Origin of the sequence: Chryseobacterium binzhouense, assembly GCF_007474545.1 — a bacterium.
Classification (GTDB): Bacteria; Bacteroidota; Bacteroidia; order Flavobacteriales; family Weeksellaceae; genus Chryseobacterium; species Chryseobacterium binzhouense.
In genome coordinates this window covers 691,653-715,416 of the sequence record NZ_VKOG01000001.1, presented here as the reverse complement: position 1 = coordinate 715,416, position 23,764 = coordinate 691,653, and the positions used below count along the sequence as shown (strand labels likewise).

Here is a 23,764-nt window from a genome sequence, read left to right as displayed (position 1 = left end):
GAAATTCCCTCCTCTGGAGGGGTGGCGAAAAATATTTGATTTTTTGACGGGGTGGTAAAAGTTGCCATTTTTCATGACCTCTTTCTTACTAAGGAAGCACTCAAATCAATCTCTTCCAAATTATTTGAGATTGCTTCCTTATTTCTGAACTGGGTTCGCAGACCTCCCGCCTGTTTGCAATGACAGTTTACTTTCTCACCAAAGCTGTCCCTTCAAAAGAAATCCCATCCCAGCCAAACTCTATAAAATTACGGATATTCTGATGGTCGTCCCCTTCCGGATTCTGTAAAACATCTTTCCTGTAAAAATCTCCAAACAAAGCCAACGTATCTTCTTTTGAAAGTTTATTCAATTTTGCAAAACTGAAAACTTTACACGAACCGTTATTCTGATTGGCTTCATTTACCGTATTTCCGTTGGCAAATTTCGTTGGCGTGAAATCGTAATGCTCATCTATAAAAGCAATCACGTCTTTAAAATCAATACTTTCCGGTGAATTTTTAAGCTGTTCTAAAATCATTATATTATTTTCTTTTTAATTTTTTCTAATTCTGCATCCAGATTCTGCCAAGAGTTCTGGCTCCAGATTCTTATGTAGTCAAATCCTGAATTTACAACGACTTTTTCCTTGTGCAAATCTTCCAAATATCCAAGATTTCCCGAGTATTTTTCTTTGCTCATACATTCGGCGACCAGTGACTTTCCATTTTTATTTTCGATCAGAATATCAAATTCATAACCTCCGAAATGATGGTTTTTAAAAATCTTTACATCCGTAAAACTGTCGGTCAGTCGGCTGTAAATTTCATCAATAAAAAGATCAGCTGCCTTTTCATTTTTATGACTATTTTGATGTCCAAAAACATTCAGAGTATTCAGAATTTCCTGCCTTTGAGATTCATTTTCTTCGCTCACCGCTTTGCAGTACGCAAGATAAGCATAGAAAACTGCTTTTCTGTTGTTGGCTCCTTCAAGTTCCAGAGCTTCTTTATAACGGGTAAAAATTTCTTCAGGAACCGAGTTGCAGATATAAATTTTCTCTTTGGCTCTTGTTATGATCACGTTCAGAAGCTTATATCCTTTCGTATGATTGACCGGTCCAAAACTTTGAACAAATTTACCACCCGGCTTTTTTCCGTAAGTAGTTGATATGATGATAATATCCCGTTCATCTCCCTGAATGTTTTCAAGATTTTTTATAAAAAATCCGGCGGTTTCCAATGCTTGAATTTTATTTCGGAAAGCTTCATTTTCAGGCAGAGCAGCCTTTTGCAGAATCATTCTCCTGATATAATTTCGCTGTGTAATATTGAAGGTTGCGATACCGATTGAAGGATACGTTCCGTCTTTTTTTTGTTGAATATTTTCAAGAATTTCAATAACTTTTTCTGCTTCTTTTTTGTTGATATGCTCATCAAAAACACCGTCTGTCTGGAAAAACTCAATGGGTTTGTCTTCAGATTTTGAAGGCAGAGGTTTCAGTCTGGAATGATAAAATGCATGGTTGGAAAAATCTATCAGGTAAGGATGTCTGGAACGGTAATGAAAATCAAGATGATTTTTCTCAAACTGGTTTTCTGTTGCAAAATCCAGCAAAGACTCAATGTTCAGCAATGCATTTTTGTAAGTAATCACTTCATTTTCAGATTCCATATCTTCTTCATCTTCAATTGTTCCGTCAAAAACTTTACTGAAGTAACTGGAAGGCGGCATCTGGTGTTCATCTCCGGCAATGATAATATTTTTAGCTTTCAGCATCGCCGGAAGATTATCTTCCAGTTTCAGCTGACTTGCCTCATCAAAAACCACATTATCAAAATAAAAATTTCTGCCTTGGAAAAGATTGCTGCACGCATCTGGTGTGGTAAAAATCACCGGAAAAAAGCTGGTAAACAGATCAATATCTTTCTGCACTATTTGTCTCAGCGTCAGTTTTTTATAGTTAGTACTGCTTCTCTTGTTATAAAGATTGGCAACTGTAATATCCTTATTGATTTTTTCAAAATTTTTCACGGCTTCCTGCTGAGAAGTATTCCAAAAATATTCTATGAATGATTTTTGAAATGTTCCGAACTGTTTTATTTTCTTACCAAGATCTTCATAATTTTTTTCATTAAAGTGAAGTCCGGGATCTGAATAATGGCTCAAAACCAAAGGAAAATATGCCGCAAAGAATGATGGCGACCAATTCTCAACTGCAAATAATTTCTCAGTAATTTTTTTCTGGAATACTGTAAGCGGAAGATGAAAAGAATACCAGTTATAAGCCTTCAGCAAAGGGTTTTCAGGATGATTTCTGTAAATTTTAAATAATTCAAAAGTCTCCGTTAAAAATTGCTCAAAAGTCTGGTAAGAATTTCCGAAATCGGTGTTTTTTAACCAGTTTTCGTTGCTGATATTTTGTTTTAACTGTTGAATTTTCTGTGAAATCAGTTCAGTTTCTTTTCCTGAAATCACAGAATCAAAAACATTCTGAAAATCAGTTTTCCCAAACTGCGCTTCCAGATCTGATTCGATTGAAAACGATATATTTTGAATTTTCTGACGGTAACTGATGATCTCGTTTCTATTGTTCCAGAGATTATCAGACAATTCAACTGGTGGGAAAAATTCGGTAAGGCTGATCTGCTTTATCAATCCGCTGATCTCCTTCAAACGCTTCTGCGTATTGATCTTATTTTTCTTTGATGTTGAAAAAAATGCTGTTAACCGATAGAAAAAACCACTCGTAATTTCCGGATGAAATTCTTCTGAATTTTGATTTAAAACAGCGGTGGCTACTTCCGTTTCGTCAATCAACGAATGGAGTTTGCTGATGTTTTCCGAGAATTTTTTTTTCTTTTTTGATTCGAAAACAGGTTTAAATTCCGCAATCAGTTTTTGAATCTCGTGCAGATCTTTTTCATAATTCTGAAATGATAAATCAAGATTTTGCAGACTGCTGTAAAAATCTTTCTGAACCAATTTTTCGGGATTGAGAAAAAAATTTCCCTTAAAAGGCTGGAACTCCTGATACAGCTCCTTACCGTTTTTCAGAATATTTTCAATGGCACTGAACTCCTCTTCCGAAAACGAGAACTGAATATCATTCAAATCAATACTTTCTTTCAGATTCTGATAAGAAAGTAGATTTGCCACAATTTCCGTACGATTTTTTCCGGATAAAATATCCTGATTTAAAAGTTCATGAACCGAGTTGATCACATTTTTATGAGAAGAAATTTCCGTAAGCTGAGCTTGCAGAGACTGCACAGAATATGGCTGAACGGTCTTTTTGAAATCTGCAGAATCTATCGTATTCCGAACTGCATCTACAACCGGTCTGCGGTCTGCCGCCGAATCTTTTATCATAATGCAATAGCGTTCCAGTCCTAGTTTGTGAAGCGCATTGTAGAGCACTTCCAATGCGGTTTGCTTTTCGCACACCACAATGGTTTTCTGTTTATTTTCCAGCGCATTGAGCAAAACGGCAGTCAGAGTCTGGCTTTTCCCTGTTCCGGGCGGACCCTGGATCAGAATTTTGGACTGTGACTGAAGCGATTCTAAGATTTCCTGCTGCGAAGGATCTGTTTCTACGGAAGTTATCGTCTGAAATTCTTTTTTCTCGAAATTCTCTATCGGTTTGTACTCCTGTTTCAGAGTTTCATAATCATTGATAATATTCTGTTTCTGAACCTCAAACAATGAAAAAAGACCGGATTTTACAATAACCGCATCGCCTTTTTCAGGAAGCTGATTTTCAAAGGTCGATTTTGATTTAATAAATGGTATTTCCTCATAATTATTCAGAATAAAATCCAGATTCTGCGAAATTTTGAGCTGCTCAAGAAGTTTCTGGCAGATCTGAAGCAGTTCAGGCTTGTCGATTTTACCATCCAGCAACATTTCCTCAGGAATCTGTTCTAATGTAATTCCGGAATCGTTCTGCAGATGATTGACCAGAACTTCGTTCATATAAATCGGATCATCTTCTGTTCTGCTGATTTCCCACGTGTTAAGTTCATTAACAGGCTTTATTTTTACAGACCAGATGAGAACCGGTGCCGAAGTAAGCTGTCCGTCCAGATCTCTCCTGATAAGCAGCGGAAAACCAAAACCCAAAGAATTGATCCCTTTTTCCGATTGAATGACATCGTTCTGAAACACCAGATTTTCCAAACCTGTCGAAAGTTTATCCAGAATTTTGGAACGGCTTTCGATAGGATTATCAGAACTTTCAACAGTTTTTTTCTGAAGATTTTCCTTTTCATCTGCGTAAAGATAAGTGCTGTCTTTCTTTTCAGTTTTAGGAGCAGCTTCCTGCTTTTTATCCAGAATTGAAAACCTGAAACTGATGTTTTTCTGCGTAAGAAGATCAATAATGAAATGTTCGGGAAGACTTTTCTGAATTTCAGACAACCTTGCCAAATCAAATTTGTATCGGGAATTCCCCGGAATAGCATTGAGGTGAACGCCTCTTCTGTTACCGGTTTTCAGCTTGGTCTGAAAGGCCTGGAATATTTCTGAATTCAAATTATTCATTCTGCGTTTTTAAAAAATTTTCATTAAATGTATAAAAATTTTCTACAATGCAAAAACATTGCGCACTTGTCTCCTTACTTTGCATCATCAAACAATGAAACTGGAACAGCGAATGGCTCGCAGCCCGACTTGAACGGAGCTCTTTTTATAAGGAGGAACGACGAATAAAAAAGCGGGAGTGGAAGGCGGAATAGCTGCCCAATAATCAAAAATAAATTTTGAAATGAAAACAATTACAGAAAATAACTTAATCGCTTTGGGATACAGACCGGAAAAATGGTTTGCTGAAGCTTTAGAATATATTAACGAAAATCAATTAGACGAAAATCAAATGAAAGATTATCTGGAACAATTCAAATCTCCGGAACCGATTCCGCTGCATTCTGCCCCAAAAGATTTCGTCATCAACATCCGCGCAGAACACGAAAGTGAAAATGATAATGTGGAAAAAGTAATCAATACGATGAATGTCCTGATGAAAACGCCGACATTAACCAATGGCGCAATTATGCCCGATGCCTGTCCTACTGGTCCGGAAGGTCATATTCCGGTGGGCGGTGTTGTGGTGGCGAAAAATGCCATTCACCCGGGATTTCACTCAGCAGATATTTGCTGCTCGGTTATGCTCACAGATTTTGGAAAAATGGAGCCGAAAGATGTTTTGGATGCAGCCCATTCTATCACCCATTTCGGTTACGGCGGAAGACCAAGAGGCGAACAAATGCCGATGTCACAAGAGCTGATGGACGCTTTCAGGGAAAATGAATTTCTGAAAGATGAAGATTTAATCAGCATCGCCCGTTCACATATGGGAACTCAGGGTGACGGAAACCATTTTCTGTTTGTCGGAATTTCTAAAAATACCGGAAATACAATGCTGGTAACCCATCACGGTTCTAGAGCGCCGGGTGCGAAACTGTATGATAAAGGTATGAAAGTAGCCAACCGTTTCAGAATGGAACTGTCACCGGAAACGTTGAAAGAAAATGCCTGGATCCCGTTTGAGACTGAAGAGGGAGAACAATATTGGGAAGCTTTGCAGCTCATCAGAAAATGGACGAAAGAAAACCACGAATCTATTCACAATGCGACATTGGAAAAATTAAACACCGAAAAGCTAAACCGATACTGGAACGAACATAACTTTGTATTCCGGGACGGAGATTTATTCTACCACGCAAAAGGAGCAACTCCGCTGGATGACAAATTTTTGCCGGATATTACAGGTCCAAGACTGATTCCTCTGAATATGGCGGAACCTGTATTGATTGTACAGGGAACAACCAATGAAAGAAATCTTGGTTTTGCTCCTCACGGTGCAGGAAGAAATTTCAGCAGAAGTTTTCATAAAAAATCTCTCGCACACAAAACCATTGACGAAGTTTTTGAAGAAGAAACAAAAGGATTAGATATCCGTTTTTTCACCAATGAAATTGATATTTCTGAGCTGCCGACCGCTTATAAAAGTGCCAAAAACGTAAGAGCGCAGATTGAAGAATATGGGTTGTGTGAAGTTCTGGATGAAGTGATGCCTTACGGATGTATTATGGCGGGTGATGTTCAGAAGAATGCGCCGTGGAAGAAAAAGAAGAAGTTTAGGAAATAATGAGAAGATTACGGGTTGCCGTAATCTTTTTTTTGTATTGGCTTAAGTTATATTTGCTAAATTTCAAATTAAAACTATATATAATTAGCTCAAAGTCGGGAGACTTTGCGCAGCGGGGGAAAATGATATTGGATAACGAAGAAAAATCTAAAACGCTTTCTTCTGGAAATTCGGATAAGTATGAGATGGAGAGGGTTTTTAGGGAGATATTAGCATTATAAATTAAACGATTACGGGAATCCATAGTCGTTTTCTATAAGTAGAAAGTATATTTGTTTATTGAAATGACTAAACTAAAATATTAATAAATTGGAAAATAAAAGAATATGGCATTAATAAACGAACAAGGAATCTTCATTTTACATTGGGATGATAGATCTTGGGAAAAGTATTGGAAGTTATTTTCGCATAAAATATGTGAAAAATTTGGTAATCAAAATATTGAGGAGCATGAAAAAGTTAAGACTATTTTACACTGCTTATTTGATGAGATTACAGATCTTTTTACTTCTATCATTCAAAATCAAAAGGATGTATGGTTTTTCAAATATGTATTTCATTTCAACAACAATTATATTGATCTTTTATTAAAAAGTAATTTCGGAAAAGAACTTGAACAAATAAATTATAAAAATTTTGTAATAAATAGAAGAGTTTTAGGTCTTATTTTAGAACAAGGATGTGATGTAGATATTACTCGAACTGAATATGATGATTCTAAAAAAAGAATTTTTCGAGAGACATTAGAAGATTTATTATATATAGGAAGTTGGGCATATTTTATCTCCGATTTCATAGCAATACAAAGTATGTTAGGAGACTCTTTGTATATTGATATTGATAAAGAAAATATAATTGAAATAAAATATAAATCTTCGGATATTGAAAAAATATACGAGCATTTTTATAAAGAATCAGATTATCATTTTGAACAAGCACAACATAATGCAAGTATTGAAAGAATTAATAATTACAAAACTGAAGTTCAAAATAATTTTGGCTTTAATTATGATTTTGCATTAGGTCTTTTGAATGAAATTCAAAAACATCACAATCCATTATATTCAAATTTAGAGGATATTGAATTTGGTATTCTCGAACAAAACCTTATTAAAAATGGTGGAGATGAAACTTTAGTTAGACAATTTTATAATGGACTGTATATGTCTAGTGATAATAAACAAAATATCAAAGAAGCTGTAAGACGACCTCATAATATAAATAGATTTCATTACAAACCTCTTTTAGTATATAAAATAAATAATGAAAAAAGAGTATTATCATCATTAAATAAAATTACAGAAACTAGCCTAATGCTTCATTTAAAAGCTTATCCATGGAATGAAATGTATGACGAATGGAAAAGTAATAGAAAAATGAAAGAATATGTCCAAAACATTAGTAATATAACTGGTAGATCATTAGAAAGAAATATTGAAGATATTCTAAAATTAAAAGATAAATTTTATGATACGAATCTTACGAGCCTTAAAACTATAAATAATCAAAATATAGATATAATTAAAAAATGTGGAGAAATAGATTTCATTTTCTTAGATGTAATTAAAAAGAACATCTATGTGGCTGATGCTAAATTTTTAAGATTAAGAACAGAAAATGTTGGTTATAAAATGGACTTCAGCAGTTTCATAACTAAACTTGAGCCACAATTGACAAATAAAGTAGAGTATATCTGTGATAATATAGATTTATTAAACACACATTTTCAAATTAAATATAAAGATCAAAATATTGATATATCAACTTATAATATAATAGGTTGTTTTATAATAAGCACTCCAACATTGTACATGTATTGTGATTCAAAATTTCCAATCTATACATTAGGTGCTCTAAAAAAGATTCTTATAAATATGAAACCATATGAAGATATAGAATTTCAAAAACAAACTGCTTCTAATATAATTTATCCATATAGAATAGAGTATCCCTATCTAAAATCAATTCGAAATAATAAATAACCATTCAAAACCTCCTCCTCTTCCAAGCCATCTCCGAAAGCCGCTCTTTCGGTTTGGCAACAGAAAACTCAGATACCGATATAAAAGGAGTATATTATTTACGGAAAGAAATTTTTTCGGACTCAATTATATTCCGCAGATTTCTAATGAAACCAATGATATTACGTATTACGAAATCGGACGGTTCACCGAACTTTTGCTGAAAAACAATCCCAATATTCTGGAAATTCTCGCCACTCCCGAAGATTGTATTTTGTATAAAAATCCTTTGATGGATCTTTATCAGCAGGAGGATTTTCTTTCAAAATTGTGTAAAGATACTTTTGGCGGATATGCTTCTGCCCAAATTCAGAAAGCGAGAGGGCTGAATAAAAAAATTGTCAATCCGGTTGAAAAAGAACGAAAAGGAATTTTGGATTTCTGTGTGATTCTGGAAAATTCAAATTCCATTCCTGCAAAAAACTGGCTGGAAAAAAGGAATTTTCTACAAGAGCTTTGTGGTCTGGTAAAAATGCCTCACTCTAAAGGTCTTTTTGCATTGTTTTATGACAAAACAGGAAACAAAAACTACAAAGGAATTTTCAAAAGTGAAGATTCTAACGAGGTGAGTTTATCTTCTATTGCCAAAGGTGAAAAATCAGATGCTTATTTGTTTTTCAACCAGGATGCCTATTCTACATATTGCAAAAATTATAAAGAATACTGGGATTGGGTTGCCAAACGAAACGAAGACCGATACAACACCAATCAACAGCACGGAAAGAACTACGACAGCAAAAACATGATGCATACGATTCGCCTGTTACAGTCTGCAGTTAATATTTTCAGGAATAATCAGCTCGAAATCCGGGTAAAAAACCGGGAAGAATTGCTCGACATCAAAGCCGGAAAATGGGATTATGATGATTTGCTGCTGTTTTCAGACCAACTGATCGAAGAATTAAACTTTTTGTCTGAAAATTCTTCTCTGCCTGATTATCCTGATCAGAAAAAAGCAGAAAAACTTTTAATTGAAATCAGGACGCAGCTATACAAATAACTCCATCAAAAAGCTTGATGGAGTTTTTTGCTTAATTTTCACGCAAAGAGCGCAAAAGCTTTTTTATATACCAACTGTTTTTAAGTTCGCAAAGGCATTTGACTCAGCAAAGAACTCAAAGTTTTTTTTCAATTATGATAAATTATGGACAATCATTAAAAAATTATTCGATGTTGATAATTGTATGGTTTACATTGTTCAAAGTAAAAATATCATTGACTGATTTACCATTCATTGCTTTAGCCAAAGGAGATTCGGGAGAAATACACATGATTTTATAATCATTGAGGGTAATTTCACCCAAAGAAACAGAAATAAAAAACACTCCTCTTTCTGTACTTACTACCGCTCCTTTTTCTACTTTTTGGGAAGATTTTGCAACGATACTTTTAAGAAAAGCCTGCTGCTTCATCACTTCATTCAGCTGAATCTGAAGATTATTGATCTGCTGCTGCAGCATCTCTCTTCCTGTTTCATACTTGTCTCCCATTGAACTTTTGGTATCGTTGTTGGAAGCACGGGTTTCATCAATGAGCTTTTCCAGACCCTGTATTTTCTCTGTTGTTTTTTGATGCAAAACATCAATAATCTCCTGTTTATTCATTCTTCAATTTCACTCCGTTACTTCTCAAAAACAGCATAATCAGAAACTTTAAAGCTGAAGTTTTTACCGTTGCTGAAATCTCTTTTACTTCCGTCAAATACATTTTTGAAGGTTCCTGAAACCTGATCATCTTCAATGCTGAATTCTACCGGCTGTTTTGAGAAATTTAATACTGTAAGAACTTCATTTTTACCATTTTTCCTGATGTAGGCGAAAATCTTATCGTTGGCGGTAGTGTTGAGCAGATATGTGGAAACATTAGGATCTCCTCCACGCAAAGCCAGATTGGAAGATTTCAGCTCGAGCAGTGTTCTGTAGAAATCTGCCATTTTATAATTGTTGGTCCATGCAATAGGATCTTTTTCAAAAAACTCAAGTCTCTTGAGATTCGGAAGCTCCTGACCGGAATATAAAAGCGGAATACCATTCCATGTTACCGAGAAAACTGCCATTGGCAAAGCAATATCCCCATATTTTTCATATTCTGTTCCGTTCCAAGAGTTTTCATCATGATTAGTTGTAAACCAGGCTCTCATGGATGAATCTCCTATCTGCGAATATTGTCTCAGCAAATCTGTAAGCTCGTGAATAGGCTGATTGTTTTTATAAAAATCGGCTGATTTGTGCATCCATTTCCAGGAATAGCTTGCATCGAATACTTTTCCATAATCCGGATTTTCCAGTTCATCAAATTCCCCGATCCAGAAAAGAGGCTTTATTTTTTCCACTTCGGGTCTTGCTTCCTGCCAGAAATCTACTTCCACCCAGGATGCCAAGTCGCATCTGAATCCGTCAATATCTGTTTCTCTGATCCAGAATTTCATGGCTTCAATCATTTCTTTCCGCATTTCGGGATTCTGATAATCCAGTTCAATAATATCATCCATTCCGGATGCTATTTTAAAATTACCGGTTTCGTCTTTCAGATAAAATTCAGGATGCGTTTTTGTCCAGACATGATCCCAGCCTGTATGATTGGCAACCCAGTCTATGATGACTTTCAAGCCAAGACGATGGGCTTTTTTTACCAGTCTTTTAAAATCATCCATTGTTCCGAATTCAGGGTTAATGGAGACATAATCTGCCGCCGCATATTGGCTTCCCAGAGTTCCTTTTTTATTTTTCTGGGCAATTGGGGTAACCGGCATAAACCATAAAGTTTCTATCCCCATATTTTTAAGACGCGGCATTTCTTTTTCAAAAGCCTGAAAGGTTCCTTCCTGAGTATATTGTCTTACATTGACTTCGTAAATATTGGTGGTGTGTTTCCAGTTTTGTGGTAAATTCATCTTTTTTACATTTGTTTTTGTAGCGCAGGATATCAGTCCCAAACTAATTATTCCGGCAAAAATAACTCTTCGCATAATCGTATTTTAACACAAAAATACTAATAAAGATTTTTACGGCTTAGTTTTTTGAAATAAAAAAACCCTGAGAATTTCAGGGTTGTATATTTACTGCTTATCTTTCGTTATCATCATCGTCTTCATCGTCAAAAACATCATCATCGAAGTCGTCTTCATCGTCATTGAAATCATCATCTTCATCTATAAAGTTAGCACCTCCGCTAAAGTCATCATCAAAACTAAAATCATCGTCCAGCAAAGGCATCGCAGATTTTTTGTTTTTTGAACCGGAAGAATTTCCGCTTTTCACAGGAGCTTTCAGAGGAGCATTCCCGAATCTGTACGTAGTGATAGGATAATTTACTCCTTTTGTCTCATCGCTGATCTCAATAAGCTCACAGAAAAACTCCCAGAGATCTAAAAGACCATACTGAAACTGAGCCTTATTGCCAACAGATTCAAATGCTTCATCAATGTAAACGTCTGACATAATTTCGCCATCGCCATCATCACTCATGTCTTCAAGAGGTACGCTTTTTATCACAGTACCGTCTTCTTCCAGAAGATTAAAAGTAGATAACTCATCTCCGCTGAGATTGAACGCACTTTTAATTCCCAAATGTAAGTTCCAGAGTGTTTGTTTTCCTTTGATTTCTACATCGCGGAAAATGTCTTCTTTCGTATCTAATATTACCCGGATTTTGTAAACCATATCAGTATTTCAATTACTTTTTTGCCTTATTTATTATGATAAATTCTTGTTGCAAATATATAATAATTGATATTTCGTCAAAAATATTTATGCTTTTTTTTAGAAAGTTTTTTTTCTTACATTTCGCCGAAATCATTTACTTTTTTCGAGCATAAAGCTGAATGTTGTACCCTCAAGATAGACGCTTTCTACGGTGATATTTTCGTTGTGTGCTTCCAGAATATGCTTTACAATTGCCAGTCCCAGACCAGAACCGCCCTGTCTCCTGCTGCGGCTGCTTTCCACCCTGTAGAATCTTTCAAAAATCCTTGGCAGAAGCTCAGCTTTTATACCCATTCCGTTATCAATCACTTCAATAAGTACTTTATTTCGCAAAACACTGGTTTTCACAATCACTTTGGCTTCCTGTCTGTTGGCATAGTGAATGGCATTTGAAATTAAATTGATAAAAACCTGAGATATTTTTTGTTTGTCCGCTTCTACAAAAATCTGCGGCTGCAGGGTCTGAATCTGAAGCATGGTGTTGTTTTTCTCGGCTTCAAGATCAAGAAGGTCAAAAATTTCTTTGATTAAAATATTGACATCAAATTTTGAAATATTAAGATTGATTTCCCCTGCTTCGAGCCTGTTGATCATATCCAGATCATTGACAATGGCAATAAGTCTCTCTACCGAAGTGCCGATTCTTTCCAGATATTTGTCTCTGATTTTCAGATTTTCAACTCCTCCGTCCATTAGAGTTTCTACATATCCCTGAATTGAAAAAAGAGGTGTTTTCAGCTCGTGGGAAACATTTCCGATGTATTCTTTACGATAGCTTTCCATCTCCTTCATCATGTCCATTTCTGTGACTTTCTGCTGGTTAAAATCAGAAAACCTTTCTCCCAGTTCTTTCAGGGTAATATTATTCTGGTCGCTGTAGACGATCTCTTCGGGAAGGATTTTGGATATTTTTCTGACCTGTTTTTTGGCATAGTAGTTAAATAAAAGCTCTAAAACCACATAATTGATAAAAAACATCAGAATAACCCCAAAAATAAGTCCTATCGTAAACTTGGAAGTTGGATAGTAAATGTCTTTTAGTGTATCGAAAGTGATGACCAATATAAACATTGCCATCGTTAAAAGACATGAAGAAACAAAAGTAAGCCTGTAAAACTTCAATTTTACAATATTTTTGGATTAGGTGTAAATGTAGGAATTTAAAACTTAAACAATAAGTTTATATCCTATTCCTTTTAAGGTCTGAATGGTATTGATGCCTAATTTCTCGCGCAGCCTTCTGATGTGTACATCAATAGTTCTTTCACCTACAATGACATCATTGCCCCAAACTTTTTCAAGTATTTCTTCTCTTTTGAATACTTTTTCGGTATTTGATGCCAAAAGATACAATAGATCGAACTCTTTTTTGGGCAATAAAAACTGCTGTCCGCTTTTAGAAACTCTGAAATTGTCTTTATCAATTACCAAATCTCCTATTTCTATTAATTTGGAATTGTCTGAAACCTGTGAAGTGAGCTGCAGTAAAGCGTTTACTTTAGAGATAAGAATTTTCGGTTTGATTAGTTTCACTACATAATCATTAGCACCTGCCTGAAAGCCAGCCAACTGCGAAAACTCCTCGCTTCTTGCAGAAAGAAACACAATAAGTGTTTTCTGAAGTTCTTTTACTTTCCGAAGTTCCTGACAGGTTTCTATTCCGTCTTTCTCCGGCATCATGACATCCAGCAAAATAAGATCTGGAATGATCTCTTTGGCTTTTTCAATTCCTTCATTCCCGTTTGTAGCGGTGTAGATGTCATATCCTTCTTTCTCCAGATTATAAGACAAAATTTCCAGAATATCCAATTCGTCGTCTATCAGAAGTATTTTCTTTTGATTCATTTTTAATTTTTACGTTTCAAAGTTAACAAATTTTGAATGATGAATTAACTCAATATTTATCGTTCATATAAAGTTAACAATAATAGCGTTTTCGTAATGTTTAGTTAAAAAAAAATTAAATTTTACTAAACCATTTACAATACTAAACTTTCATTCCTTTGCACCGAAAGTAATCTAGTAAAAAAGAAAATGAATTATAGAAAACTGAGTATCGCTGCACTATTCCTTACTACATCAGGAACATTGTTTTACGCTCAACAAAAAAACGACACTTTAAAAAACGAAAGAAGTATTGAAGGTGTTGTTATTAAGGGAAGCACAAACAAAAAAACAGAAACAGCCGTATTATTCGATCAAAAGAAGGCTATCATTCAGAAACAAGCAGTAAGTGCAGAGGAAATTTCAAGAAAAGGTATATCTAATGTGGAGCAAGGACTTACTAAAGTAACGGGTATTACAACTGTAGATGGACGAGGCTTATTTGTAAGAGGATTAGAAGAGAGATATAATTACCTGCTAATAAATGGGTTGGGATCACCATCGAATAATCCTTTCCAAAAAATCATCGCGCTGAAGCAGTTCCCTACTGATGTAGTTGGAAAATTAAATATCTATAAAACATTCAACTCTAATCTTTACGGAGATTTTGCAGGAGCTACATTTGATATTGAAACGCTGACGATGGATCGCTCTTTTTCTAAGATTGAATTCAGTGTTGGAGTAAATACAATCAGTAACTTTAAAGACAATTTTTTTGTATCTGAAAATGCTGATGGCATGAAAGGATATTTAGGATTAAACAGCAAAGATAGACAGCTCCCTGATAATCTTGATGGTTTAAGACCCTCTAACTATCGTTTTAATTCCGAAGAATCAAAAAGGTATTTTAAAGATTCTTGGAATGTAGATGAGGTAAAATCTATGCCTAATACGAGTATTGGATTTACTACTGCACAAAAAATAAAAACTGGAGAAAACGGCAACATTGGGATTTTATTTTCATTAAATCAAAGCTCAAAATTTGCTTTTAGAGAAGGTGCAAAAAACCAATTTTTGGATAACGGAGGACAGAGTATAGTCCTTAATAATAAGCTTAACAGAAAGCAATACAATTTCGAGTCGGAATCTTCAGCCTTGATGGGTTTTGGTTATAAAAACAGAAAAACTCAAATTAACCTCAATGCTATTTATTTGCAAAGTGCAAATAATATCATAGAAGACTACTTTGGATATAAAAATCAACAGGTACAAAATGAAGATATTGGTTTTTTCAGAGTAAATCAGCTTGATATATCAAGATTTTTGGATCTTCAGCTTACTGGATCGCACAAAATAAATGACAGACAAAGCATAAAAGCTGGTGGAAGTTACGTGCTGAATAATTATCAGCAGCCAGACCGTAAAATCATGGAGGGATCCCGACAAGACAATCAAGGCAATATGCTTAATGATGATCAATTATTAATCACTTACGGTGGTAATAATATCATCAGACAATATCTGGATGTAAATTCTAGATTCTATGGTTCAGCATTTGGCGAGTATAATATTGCATTTGGTGAAAAAGGCGACAGAAAAGATTACCCAGTCCAGTTAAGCATTGGATATAATGGTTTCGCTGATCTTAGAAGAACTTCTTACCGATTTATTTTTGGAAAACCAAATGGAACAGCAGGACAAAATTTTATTATTGATAGAAATAAGCCACAACAAGGTTTTGATCAGGATATGGCAAACAATTTATTTTTCTTTCAAGAAGAATCTGATGCATATCAATCATTCACATCTATTTATCAGTTTGTAAATGCTGGCTATGCAAATATTAACTATAAACCAAACGATTCTTGGGATATTTTATTAGGAGCAAGATATGAAAATGATTTAAGTCTCATTCGTTTTAATCCTCAGGGTCAACAGAAAACTGAAAATATAGAGAAGGACAGAAATATGTTCCTTCCTTCATTAGCCATCAAAAAAGCTATCAATGATAGAAATAATCTGAGACTTGCATTCAGTAAGACGATAACAAGACCTGTATTGATAGAGACTATGGCAATTCCTTACATAAATCCAGATAATGAAACAATTTTAGGTAATCCTAATATCCTAAACAGCGAAAATTACAACATTGATTTGAAATGGGAATATTTTCCTACAAGAAAAGAAATGTTTTCAGTCAATCTTTTTGCAAAAAGAATTGACAATGCTATTGAAAGATCTTTCACTACTTCAGGAAATTCAAACGGTGTTACAGTAACCTTCTTTAATGCCAAAAAAGCAGATCTTTATGGATTTGAGTTAGAAGGAATTATTGATTTAGCAAGAATTTCAGAATCTTTAAACAATTTTACATTTGGGGCTAATGCAACGATAATGCATACCAATGTAGAGAGAAGCACAGATCAATTGGCGCTTGAAAAGCCAAACGGATTTACAGATGACCAATTACGAAAAAGAGGACTACAGGGTGCTGCTCCTTATACAATAAATGCAGATTTAAAGTACGAATTTAAAAAACAAAATTCTTTGCCGAGGACATTGTCTCTTGTTTACAATGTTTCAGGATCCAAAATATTTGCAGTAGGTACTTCAGGAACAGATAATTTCTACGAAAGACCATTTCATCAATTAGATTTTGTTTACCAAGAACAGTTGACTAAAAACTGGAATATCAAATTTGGTGTTCAAAATATTTTAAATACTCAATATAGAATTGAGCTTGGAGACAGCAGCTACTATAATGTAAACACTAACAACAACTTTCAATACACTAACTACTACAGAGGTACAACCTTCAATTTTACTGTAGGCTATACATTCTAAAAAAATAAATAAAAATAAAATGAAAAGAATACTTTTACCATTAGCAATTGCAATGATCACAGGATTGAGCATGACTTCTTGTACAATTGAAGTGAATGACGGCATCGAAGATACAAATACAAATGTCCCAGGTACATCAGAAAGCGTATTAAGCGGAACCGGAACTCTAAAAGGAACAATATCAAAAGATCTACTTATTAAAAAAGGAAACTATACATTAGATGGTATTGTAAAAATTACAAATGGAGCAACCTTAACAATAGAACCGGGTGCAATATTTAATGTTGTAACGAATAAAACTAGTGCATTGGTAATTTTAAATGATGGATTGATTGATGCACAAGGAACCGCCAATGAACCCATTGTGTTTACAACATCTACAAAAACTCCGGGAGATTGGGGTGGAATTACCATTTATGGTGAAGCTCCTATCAAAGCTCTTAATGGAAATACATCAGCTATTTCAGAAGATGGAAATGCTCTTTCATATGGAGGCAATAATCCAAATGACTTTTCTGGAATCATGAAATTCGTACGTGTAGAATATGCTGGTAAGAAAATTGGAGATGGTACTTCCGAAACCAACACGTTCACGTTTTACTCTGTAGGAGCTGGAACCGTTTTAGAAAACCTTGTAGCTTATAAAGGTACAGATGATGGTTTTGAATGGTTCGGTGGAACTGTAAGTGCTAAAAATTTAGTTTCTTATGGAAATTTTGATGATTCTTTCGACTGGCAGGATGCATGGAGCGGACAAAACAATTCAAATTGGTTTGCTTATCAAGTAGGAACAGGAAATTTCGGAATGGAAATCGAAGCTTCTAGTAATGCAGATAACGTTGCTCCAAAAATTACCAACCTTACCTTGATGAGAGCAACAGGAACAAATCCTGAATCAGCAAATTCTCCAGAAATTTCTGCTATTCAGTTTAAAAAACAGGGTTCAGGGATTTTCAGTAATGTTTATATCAGCGGATATAAAAATATTGGCGCTCAAAAAGCTTATTCAGTATTAATTCAGGATGCAGCAACAGAAAACAATCAAGTAAACAATAATAAAATTTCTGTTTCACCTCTTTCTTATCTTGACTCTGACAATGCCGGTGTTTGGGGGTATGCTTTCACACCAAATGGAGGAAAGACTTTCACCAATTCTACAACCGTAACCAAAGTATCACTTCCAGCAGGAGCATGGGCAACTGTTGATGGTGTCAATCTTTTGTCTGCATTATAAGATAATAATTAGTTTCTTCATATTAACAAAAAACACGTCTCGAATTTCAGACGTGTTTTTTGTTATTTTTTCAAATAAAAAAAGGACTGCTTATTGAAAGCAATCCTCTTTATATATGACTAAAAATTTATTTATTTTTCAGTTCCTCTTTAATTTTCCCTTCTATTTCCTCTGCCAGTTCAGGATTGTCTTTCAGAACATCTTTTACAGAATCTCTTCCTTGTCCAAGCTTAGAATCTTCGTAGCTGAACCATGATCCGCTTTTCTTAACAACACCCAAGTCAACTGCGGTATCAAGAATCTCTCCTACTTTAGAAACTCCTTCACCGTACATAATATCAAATTCAGCCTGTTTGAAAGGAGGAGCGACTTTATTTTTCACAATCTTCACCTTTACACGGCTTCCGATAGCTTCATCTCCGTTTTTAATAGGAGCACTTGCCTTTCTGATATCGACTCTTACAGAAGCATAGAACTTAAGGGCATTTCCACCTGTTGTTGTTTCAGGATTTCCAAACATCACCCCGATTTTTTCTCTCAATTGGTTAATGAAAATCACAGTACATTTAGTTCTGGAAATAGTAGCCGTTAACTTTCTTAAAGCCTGAGACATCAATCTCGCATGAAGACCCATCTTAGAATCCCCCATTTCGCCTTCAATTTCAGCTTTAGGAGTCAATGCAGCCACAGAGTCAATTACTACAATATCAATAGCTCCGGAACGGATAAGGTTGTCTGCAATTTCCAAAGCCTGTTCTCCGTTATCTGGCTGCGAAATGATCAGATTCTCAAGATCAATACCCAGCTTTGAAGCATAAGATCTGTCAAAAGCGTGTTCAGCATCAATAAAAGCAGCAATTCCGCCGGCTTTCTGAGCTTCTGCAATAGCATGCAGGGTTAAAGTTGTTTTACCAGAAGATTCCGGACCATAAATTTCAATAATCCTTCCTCTTGGGTAACCTCCCACTCCTAGTGCGATGTCTAATCCCAATGAGCCTGAAGGTATAACTTCAATCGTATTATCAACAGAATCATCTCCCAATGTCATCACCGTACCTTTTCCGTACGTTTTATCTAATTTATCAAGCACCAATGCAAGTGCTTTTTTCTTATCATCAATATTACTCATTCGATTAAATATAATTTATCAAAAATACGAAATTTTACTATTAAAATCTAATTTTATTTGGGTCTGAAAATGTTTTTTGATGTTAAAAAAATTATAATTTTTCACCAATCCGTTGATTAAAACATTTATTTTTTTCAGCATTCAAATTAATAAAATCCAAATCATAAACCATCCTAATGAAAGTTGGAATTCTGTGTTATGCTCAGATAATCTTCAAGAACTTTCATCTGATCTTTGTTTCCTCTTTTAATTCTTGCTTCACGACTTACCACATTATTGTACACCTTGTTAAGAATTTTTTTAGTTACTGGAAACCCTCCCTTAAAAGGCACATCCGGAATTTTCAATCGTTTGCAGACCTCATCGCCAAGCAGATACCAGGTACAGCAAATATGCAGATAACGGAGATTTCTGCGCTGGAACTGATATTTTAATATCGGATTTTCTAATGACTCATTCAGCAGGTAATGAGCAAGCAATATAGAATCATTGTCTGAAGATGGCTGAACGGAAGTCCACAAATAAAAATATTCTGTTGCCTGTTTTTTATTGTCTGGAAGGATTTTTTCGGGAATTCCTAACAGATATCCTACATATTTCCAAAGGTGAAAAAGCCCTTTTTCTTCATCATCAGAAACCACATTTCCAAGTTTTTTCAGACTGTGCATAAACACCAGACTAAAACCAATATAGGTTGCCATCATATCCCATGAATTAATCGGCTCTCCCCAGTTTTCAGTATCCCAATCTTTATAATTTCTTTTGATGGAAAGCCTTGCAAAAGAGTGAATCAGTCTTGTTTTAATCGCAAATTCGTATCCTTTATGATGAACTTCCAGTGCATTGTAACGGGTAACATTCACCCAAAAATCAAGCGTCTCCGAAAGTCTCTTTACCGCACCTTTTTTTAGGGCTTCCGTAGCCATAAGAGGCTTGTTGAGATAAGCATAGTCGTAGCCCCCGATCAGACAATAATCTCTTAAGGAAATAAGCGAATCCAGATTGCTTCTCATACAAAGTTCTGCTCCGCTTTTCAGAAGGTCATAATTGAGCCAGTCGGGTATTTTCTGTGTTTGCTCAAACAATTCTTTTACGCTTTCAGGTACGTTTTCATTTATAGAAACTCCATTTCTGATATATTGTTCTATTTCTCTGGATGCTTCATGAAAGTTTTTTGTGAAATAAATATCCTTTACGACTTCATCACCCACTGTGTCGATATGATAATAGAATTCAGAAAATTGGTCAAAGTCTTTCAAACTCACTTCAGCACCGGACAACTCAATCAGCTGTTTACCATTTCCTTCTTCCCAAAAATTTTTAAAATGAGATGAATCTTTAAATCTTGGCTGTAATTTGCATTCTTTCATTAAAACAAAATTACAACATTAATATTACCTTTCTGACCAAAAAAACAAAAACCACTCTGAGAAGAGTGGTTTTGAGTGGTTTCTCCAGGAATCGAACCAGGGACACACGGATTTTCAGTCCGTTGCTCTACCAACTGAGCTAAGAAACCTTACCATTTAAAACTTTTGAAATTAAAACCGCCTTTTTACAGGCGGTTTTTGTGGTTTCTCCAGGAATCGAACCAGGGACACACGGATTTTCAGTCCGTTGCTCTACCAACTGAGCTAAGAAACCTTACTTCGTTGTTTTAAAGTGATGCAAAAGTAGGAAGTTTTGGTATATGAAGCAAGTATTACGCAACATTTTTTCAATGAAAATAAAAACTTACTGATTTTCAGTCTGATTATTTTCCTGTTCTTTTCTTATCTGCTCACTCATTTCCTCCAAAACCGGCTTTATTGTGCTTTCCGGAAGATCACTTATCCTGATATACATAAGACCATCAATCGCATCATTGAAATTCGGATCGACGTTGAAGGCAATTACCTTTGCATTCTGCTTAATATATTTTTTAATTAAAACCGGCATTCTGAGTTCAGGTTCCAGATCATCAATAAACTTATCCAGCTTGTTAAGATCTGCGTTCATTTCATTCAGAAAAAGATGCTTATCACGCTCTCTCAGTTTTACTTTAAAATCGTTTTTCGGAGTGATGTATTGAGCAACTGCAGAATCATAATAATTAGAACGCATAAACTCAATCATCAATGATTTGGAGAATTCAGAAAATTTATTAGATATGCTTACTCCGCCCATCAGAAATTTGTGGTCGGGATTCCGTAAACACACATGTACAATTCCACGCCAAAGCAAAAATAACGGAAGCGGCTTCTGCTGATATTCTTCGCTGATATAGGCTCTACCCATTTCTATCACCTTCTTGAAAAATGGGTGAATATCCTGCTCAAATTCAAATAAAGAGCTGGTATAAAATCCTTTTATTCCAAATTTCTTCATCACATCCTTACCTAATGCCATACGGTAGGCTCCTGCAAGTTTTTCAGCGGCACTATCCCATAAAAAAAGATGATGATAATGCTGGTCATATTCGTCCAGATCAAAAGGCAGATTACTTCCTTCACCCACTGCACGGAAAGTAAGCTCTCTCTGTCTTCCTATTTCCCTCATTACCGAAGGAATTTCTTCGTAAGGAGTAAAATAAATTTCATAATTCCCGTTACTGAAAAGCATTCTGTCTGTTCCTTTCAGTTTGGAAATATCTTTCAGAATGTCTTCTTTTGGCGTTTCATCTATGATATTCTGTACAATATTTTCTTCTTTCAGCAAAGGAAACTTTACATATAGATTTTTGAGATTGATAGACTGTGCAATAGATTTTCTTTTTTCGTAGTAAGATTTCATCATATAAACCTTGCGTTTCAAAAATTCACCCAGCTCTTCAATACTTTCCATTTCATCCATTACTTTTACGGTAATCGGACGCCCTATTCTTATCCTTATTGGCTTCTCACGGTCGTTCATCATCTCTGTCGGAAGCATAAGTGTCTGTAAATTGGGATGAATTTTGGCAACCTGATAAAATAAAGTGCTGTTTTTAGCATGAAAATACATTGGCACTACAGGAACTTTCGCCATCCTGATCAATTTCAAAGCAGGTTTTTCCCACTCACGGTCTAAAATCTCTCCGTAAGGATTATTTTTATTGGAAACCTCTCCTGCCGGAAAAATTCCTACACAGCCTCCGTTTCCAAGATGCTTAAGCGTTTCACGCATTCCGGTGGCACTGTTTCTGATTTCTTTTCTTCCTTCAAAAGGATTGACAGGAATCACGTAAGGCTCCATCGGTTTTATTTTCTCTAACAGGAAATTTCCCATTACTTTAAAATCCGGACGGATTTCTGACAGAATTTTGCACATCAAAATACCGTCTATTGCGCCAAGCGGATGATTGGAAACCAAGATAAACGGTCCTGTTTTCGGAATTTTGGCGAGATCTTCTTCAAATGCGATGTAGCTTAAATTTCTTTCCCGAACAAACGAATCAAAAAAATCTTTACCTTCTTTATCTTTTAGTTTATCATAAAGCCTGTTGACTTCATTTATTTTTGTAATATTCATCACAGCAGAAGCGACAGGATTCTTTAGAAAACCTATTTTATTCAGACCGGCAGCTTGTATTAAATCGTTTTTCGAGATTAAGCTCATGTGTTTTTTAGTCGAAATTAGTTTTATTGTGTTACCATTTGCAGTGTATTGTTTGCAATCTGCTCCAATAATACACTTTTTCCCTGGTAAAATTTATCGATATTTTCTTTTTTTACATTTCTTACCGTAAATAAAGATACATTTTTTATAACATCTGTCTTGAAAACTTTCTGAAGCTCATCATTCAGATCATCTACAGTATTAAATTTATCTTCAAGGCACAGTTCGAGAGAAATTGCCGAGTTCTGCATCAAAGAAACCTTAATTTTATATTTAGCTAAATTATTAAATATCAAACTCATATGATCTTCAGCAATGAAAGAAAAATCTCTGGTTGAAATTTTCAGCAATGTTTGATTTTCCTTTAAAATATAAGATTCCTCACTCTGATTTTTATCTGAAATACCTACTTTGGTTCCTGCTTTTGAAGGATCTACAAAAGACTTCACAAAGAAAGGAATATTTTTCTGTTTCAGCGGCTGAAGTGTTTTTGGGTGGATAACACTTGCTCCGTAATATGCCATCTCAATAGCCTCTTCATAGGAAATATTAGAAAGCAGACTTACGTCATCAAATTTTCTGGGATCTCCTGTCATCACACCGGGAACATCTTTCCATATCGTCATAGCTTCTGCACTCATACAATAAGCAAAAATAGCCGCAGAATAATCTGATCCTTCTCTTCCTAAAGTTACGGTAAAGTTATTCTCATCAGAACCTATAAAACCCTGTGTTACATAACAGATTTCCTTACTAAGGTGTGAAATAAATTGTTCCGTTTTTTCCCAATTAACCACTCCTTCACGGTAAGAATTGTCTGTTTTGATGAAATCTCTCGCATCCAGCCATTGGTTTTTAAACTGAATTTCATTCAGATATTCGCTCACGATTTTTGTAGAAATCATTTCTCCGCAGCTCACTACCTGATCGTAGACAAAATTATAATTAGGAGATTTATTTCTTCTTAAAAATGAATCTATATCATCAAAAAACAAGTTAATTTCTGCAAATACTGCATGATTTTCAGAAAATAAACCTTTCGCAATTTCGATGTGTTTTCGTTTTATCTTTTCAATTTCAGTTTGGTAATTTTCTTTATTAAAGTAGTGCTCCACCACTTTTTCCAGCTCATTGGTTGTTTTACCCATAGCCGAAATCACCAGAAGACATTTTTCAAAGCCTTGGCTTTCAAGAACCATAGATACATTTTTTACACTTGCGGCATCTTTTACCGACGCTCCACCAAACTTAAAAATTTTCATTAAATAGTTAGAAATAAAATTGTTAGATAAAAATTGAAGATCG

The 23,764-nt window shown here is 35.0% G+C and carries 15 protein-coding genes, 2 tRNA genes and 1 pseudogene; 5 read left to right on the top strand and 13 right to left on the bottom strand.

Annotated features, from left to right (window positions below; all coding sequences use genetic code 11):
* Window positions 1–187 precede the first annotated feature (187 nt).
* On the bottom strand, window positions 188–520 hold the full coding sequence (locus FNE73_RS03240; RefSeq protein WP_143883333.1) for a HopJ type III effector protein: 333 nt from the start codon (window positions 518–520) through the stop codon (window positions 188–190).
* Window positions 520–4,521 carry an AAA domain-containing protein gene (locus FNE73_RS03235; protein ID WP_228429854.1) on the bottom strand — a complete coding sequence of 1,334 codons (4,002 nt, stop codon included), beginning with the start codon at window positions 4,519–4,521 and terminating at the stop codon, window positions 520–522. Before FNE73_RS03235 ends, FNE73_RS03240 begins: the two co-directional genes overlap by 1 nt.
* Before the next feature lie 223 nt (window positions 4,522–4,744).
* On the opposite strand from FNE73_RS03235, the gene FNE73_RS03230 reads away from it, so the two are divergent.
* The 3 genes and pseudogenes from FNE73_RS03230 to FNE73_RS03215 all read left to right on the top strand — a co-directional run bounded on the left by FNE73_RS03230 (window position 4,745) and on the right by FNE73_RS03215 (window position 9,148).
* Window positions 4,745–6,127, top strand: a complete 1,383-nt coding sequence (locus FNE73_RS03230; protein ID WP_143883332.1) for an RtcB family protein — start codon at window positions 4,745–4,747, stop codon at window positions 6,125–6,127.
* A 326-nt stretch (window positions 6,128–6,453) separates the two neighbouring features.
* Complete coding sequence (locus FNE73_RS03220) at window positions 6,454–8,109, top strand: hypothetical protein (protein WP_143883330.1); 1,656 nt, start codon at window positions 6,454–6,456, stop codon at window positions 8,107–8,109.
* Window positions 8,106–9,148: pseudogene (locus FNE73_RS03215) on the top strand (DNA polymerase beta superfamily protein). Before FNE73_RS03220 ends, FNE73_RS03215 begins: the two are co-directional and overlap by 4 nt.
* 163 nt (window positions 9,149–9,311) lie before the next feature.
* Here the strand turns inward: FNE73_RS03215 and FNE73_RS03210 are convergent.
* The 5 genes from FNE73_RS03210 to FNE73_RS03190 all read right to left on the bottom strand — a co-directional run bounded on the left by FNE73_RS03210 (window position 9,312) and on the right by FNE73_RS03190 (window position 13,697).
* A complete protein-coding gene (locus FNE73_RS03210; protein WP_143883329.1) occupies window positions 9,312–9,752 on the bottom strand; it encodes a GreA/GreB family elongation factor in 441 nt (146 codons plus the stop codon).
* A gap of 17 nt (window positions 9,753–9,769) precedes the next feature.
* On the bottom strand, window positions 9,770–11,116 hold the full coding sequence (locus FNE73_RS03205; RefSeq protein ID WP_143883328.1) for an alpha-amylase family glycosyl hydrolase: 1,347 nt from the start codon (window positions 11,114–11,116) through the stop codon (window positions 9,770–9,772).
* 97 nt (window positions 11,117–11,213) lie between these two features.
* Window positions 11,214–11,810: an IS1096 element passenger TnpR family protein gene (locus FNE73_RS03200; protein WP_143883327.1), complete on the bottom strand. Its 597-nt coding sequence runs from the start codon at window positions 11,808–11,810 to the stop codon at window positions 11,214–11,216.
* A gap of 132 nt (window positions 11,811–11,942) precedes the next feature.
* A complete protein-coding gene (locus tag FNE73_RS03195; RefSeq protein ID WP_143883326.1) occupies window positions 11,943–12,974 on the bottom strand; it encodes a sensor histidine kinase in 1,032 nt (343 codons plus the stop codon).
* Between the two features lie 45 nt (window positions 12,975–13,019).
* Window positions 13,020–13,697: a response regulator transcription factor gene (locus FNE73_RS03190; protein WP_089741930.1), complete on the bottom strand. Its 678-nt coding sequence runs from the start codon at window positions 13,695–13,697 to the stop codon at window positions 13,020–13,022.
* A 189-nt stretch (window positions 13,698–13,886) separates the two neighbouring features.
* Between FNE73_RS03190 and FNE73_RS03185 the strand changes: the two genes are divergently transcribed.
* Window positions 13,887–16,520, top strand: a complete 2,634-nt coding sequence (locus FNE73_RS03185) for an outer membrane beta-barrel protein (RefSeq protein WP_143883325.1) — start codon at window positions 13,887–13,889, stop codon at window positions 16,518–16,520.
* Window positions 16,521–16,539: 19 nt separating this feature from the next.
* Window positions 16,540–17,754 (top strand): hypothetical protein, encoded by a 1,215-nt coding sequence (locus tag FNE73_RS03180; protein ID WP_143883324.1) that lies wholly within the window; start codon window positions 16,540–16,542, stop codon window positions 17,752–17,754.
* Window positions 17,755–17,881: 127 nt separating this feature from the next.
* Here FNE73_RS03180 and recA read toward each other — a convergent pair whose 3' ends face one another.
* From recA to FNE73_RS03150, 6 genes are all read right to left on the bottom strand, one after another.
* Window positions 17,882–18,883, bottom strand: coding sequence for a recombinase RecA (gene recA, locus FNE73_RS03175; protein ID WP_130915321.1), 1,002 nt, complete (start codon window positions 18,881–18,883; stop codon window positions 17,882–17,884).
* Between the two features lie 173 nt (window positions 18,884–19,056).
* Window positions 19,057–20,253, bottom strand: a complete 1,197-nt coding sequence (locus FNE73_RS03170) for an oxygenase MpaB family protein (RefSeq protein ID WP_143883323.1) — start codon at window positions 20,251–20,253, stop codon at window positions 19,057–19,059.
* Between the two features lie 76 nt (window positions 20,254–20,329).
* Window positions 20,330–20,402 (bottom strand) — tRNA-Phe (locus tag FNE73_RS03165).
* Window positions 20,403–20,454: 52 nt separating this feature from the next.
* Window positions 20,455–20,527: transfer RNA gene (locus tag FNE73_RS03160), tRNA-Phe, on the bottom strand.
* Between the two features lie 90 nt (window positions 20,528–20,617).
* Window positions 20,618–22,459 (bottom strand): lysophospholipid acyltransferase family protein, encoded by a 1,842-nt coding sequence (locus tag FNE73_RS03155; RefSeq protein ID WP_143883322.1) that lies wholly within the window; start codon window positions 22,457–22,459, stop codon window positions 20,618–20,620.
* A gap of 23 nt (window positions 22,460–22,482) precedes the next feature.
* Entirely contained in the window at window positions 22,483–23,721 is a 1,239-nt protein-coding gene (locus tag FNE73_RS03150; protein ID WP_143883321.1) for an aspartate kinase, read from the bottom strand.
* Window positions 23,722–23,764 lie beyond the last annotated feature (43 nt).

Bases quoted from the DNA above. Each gene is read 5' to 3' on its own strand.
- FNE73_RS03240 (WP_143883333.1), bottom strand. From the start codon at position 520: ATGATTTTAGAACAGCTTAAAAATTCACCGGAAAGTATTGATTTTAAA.
- FNE73_RS03235 (WP_228429854.1), bottom strand. From the start codon at position 4,521: ATGAATAATTTGAATTCAGAAATATTCCAGGCCTTTCAGACCAAGCTG.
- FNE73_RS03230 (WP_143883332.1), top strand. From the start codon at position 4,745: ATGAAAACAATTACAGAAAATAACTTAATCGCTTTGGGATACAGACCG.
- FNE73_RS03220 (WP_143883330.1), top strand. From the start codon at position 6,454: ATGGCATTAATAAACGAACAAGGAATCTTCATTTTACATTGGGATGAT.
- FNE73_RS03210 (WP_143883329.1), bottom strand. From the start codon at position 9,752: ATGAATAAACAGGAGATTATTGATGTTTTGCATCAAAAAACAACAGAG.
- FNE73_RS03205 (WP_143883328.1), bottom strand. From the start codon at position 11,116: ATGCGAAGAGTTATTTTTGCCGGAATAATTAGTTTGGGACTGATATCC.
- FNE73_RS03200 (WP_143883327.1), bottom strand. From the start codon at position 11,810: ATGGTTTACAAAATCCGGGTAATATTAGATACGAAAGAAGACATTTTC.
- FNE73_RS03190 (WP_089741930.1), bottom strand. From the start codon at position 13,697: ATGAATCAAAAGAAAATACTTCTGATAGACGACGAATTGGATATTCTG.
- FNE73_RS03185 (WP_143883325.1), top strand. From the start codon at position 13,887: ATGAATTATAGAAAACTGAGTATCGCTGCACTATTCCTTACTACATCA.
- FNE73_RS03180 (WP_143883324.1), top strand. From the start codon at position 16,540: ATGAAAAGAATACTTTTACCATTAGCAATTGCAATGATCACAGGATTG.
- recA (WP_130915321.1), bottom strand. From the start codon at position 18,883: ATGAGTAATATTGATGATAAGAAAAAAGCACTTGCATTGGTGCTTGAT.
- FNE73_RS03170 (WP_143883323.1), bottom strand. From the start codon at position 20,253: ATGAAAGAATGCAAATTACAGCCAAGATTTAAAGATTCATCTCATTTT.
- FNE73_RS03155 (WP_143883322.1), bottom strand. From the start codon at position 22,459: ATGAGCTTAATCTCGAAAAACGATTTAATACAAGCTGCCGGTCTGAAT.
- FNE73_RS03150 (WP_143883321.1), bottom strand. From the start codon at position 23,721: ATGAAAATTTTTAAGTTTGGTGGAGCGTCGGTAAAAGATGCCGCAAGT.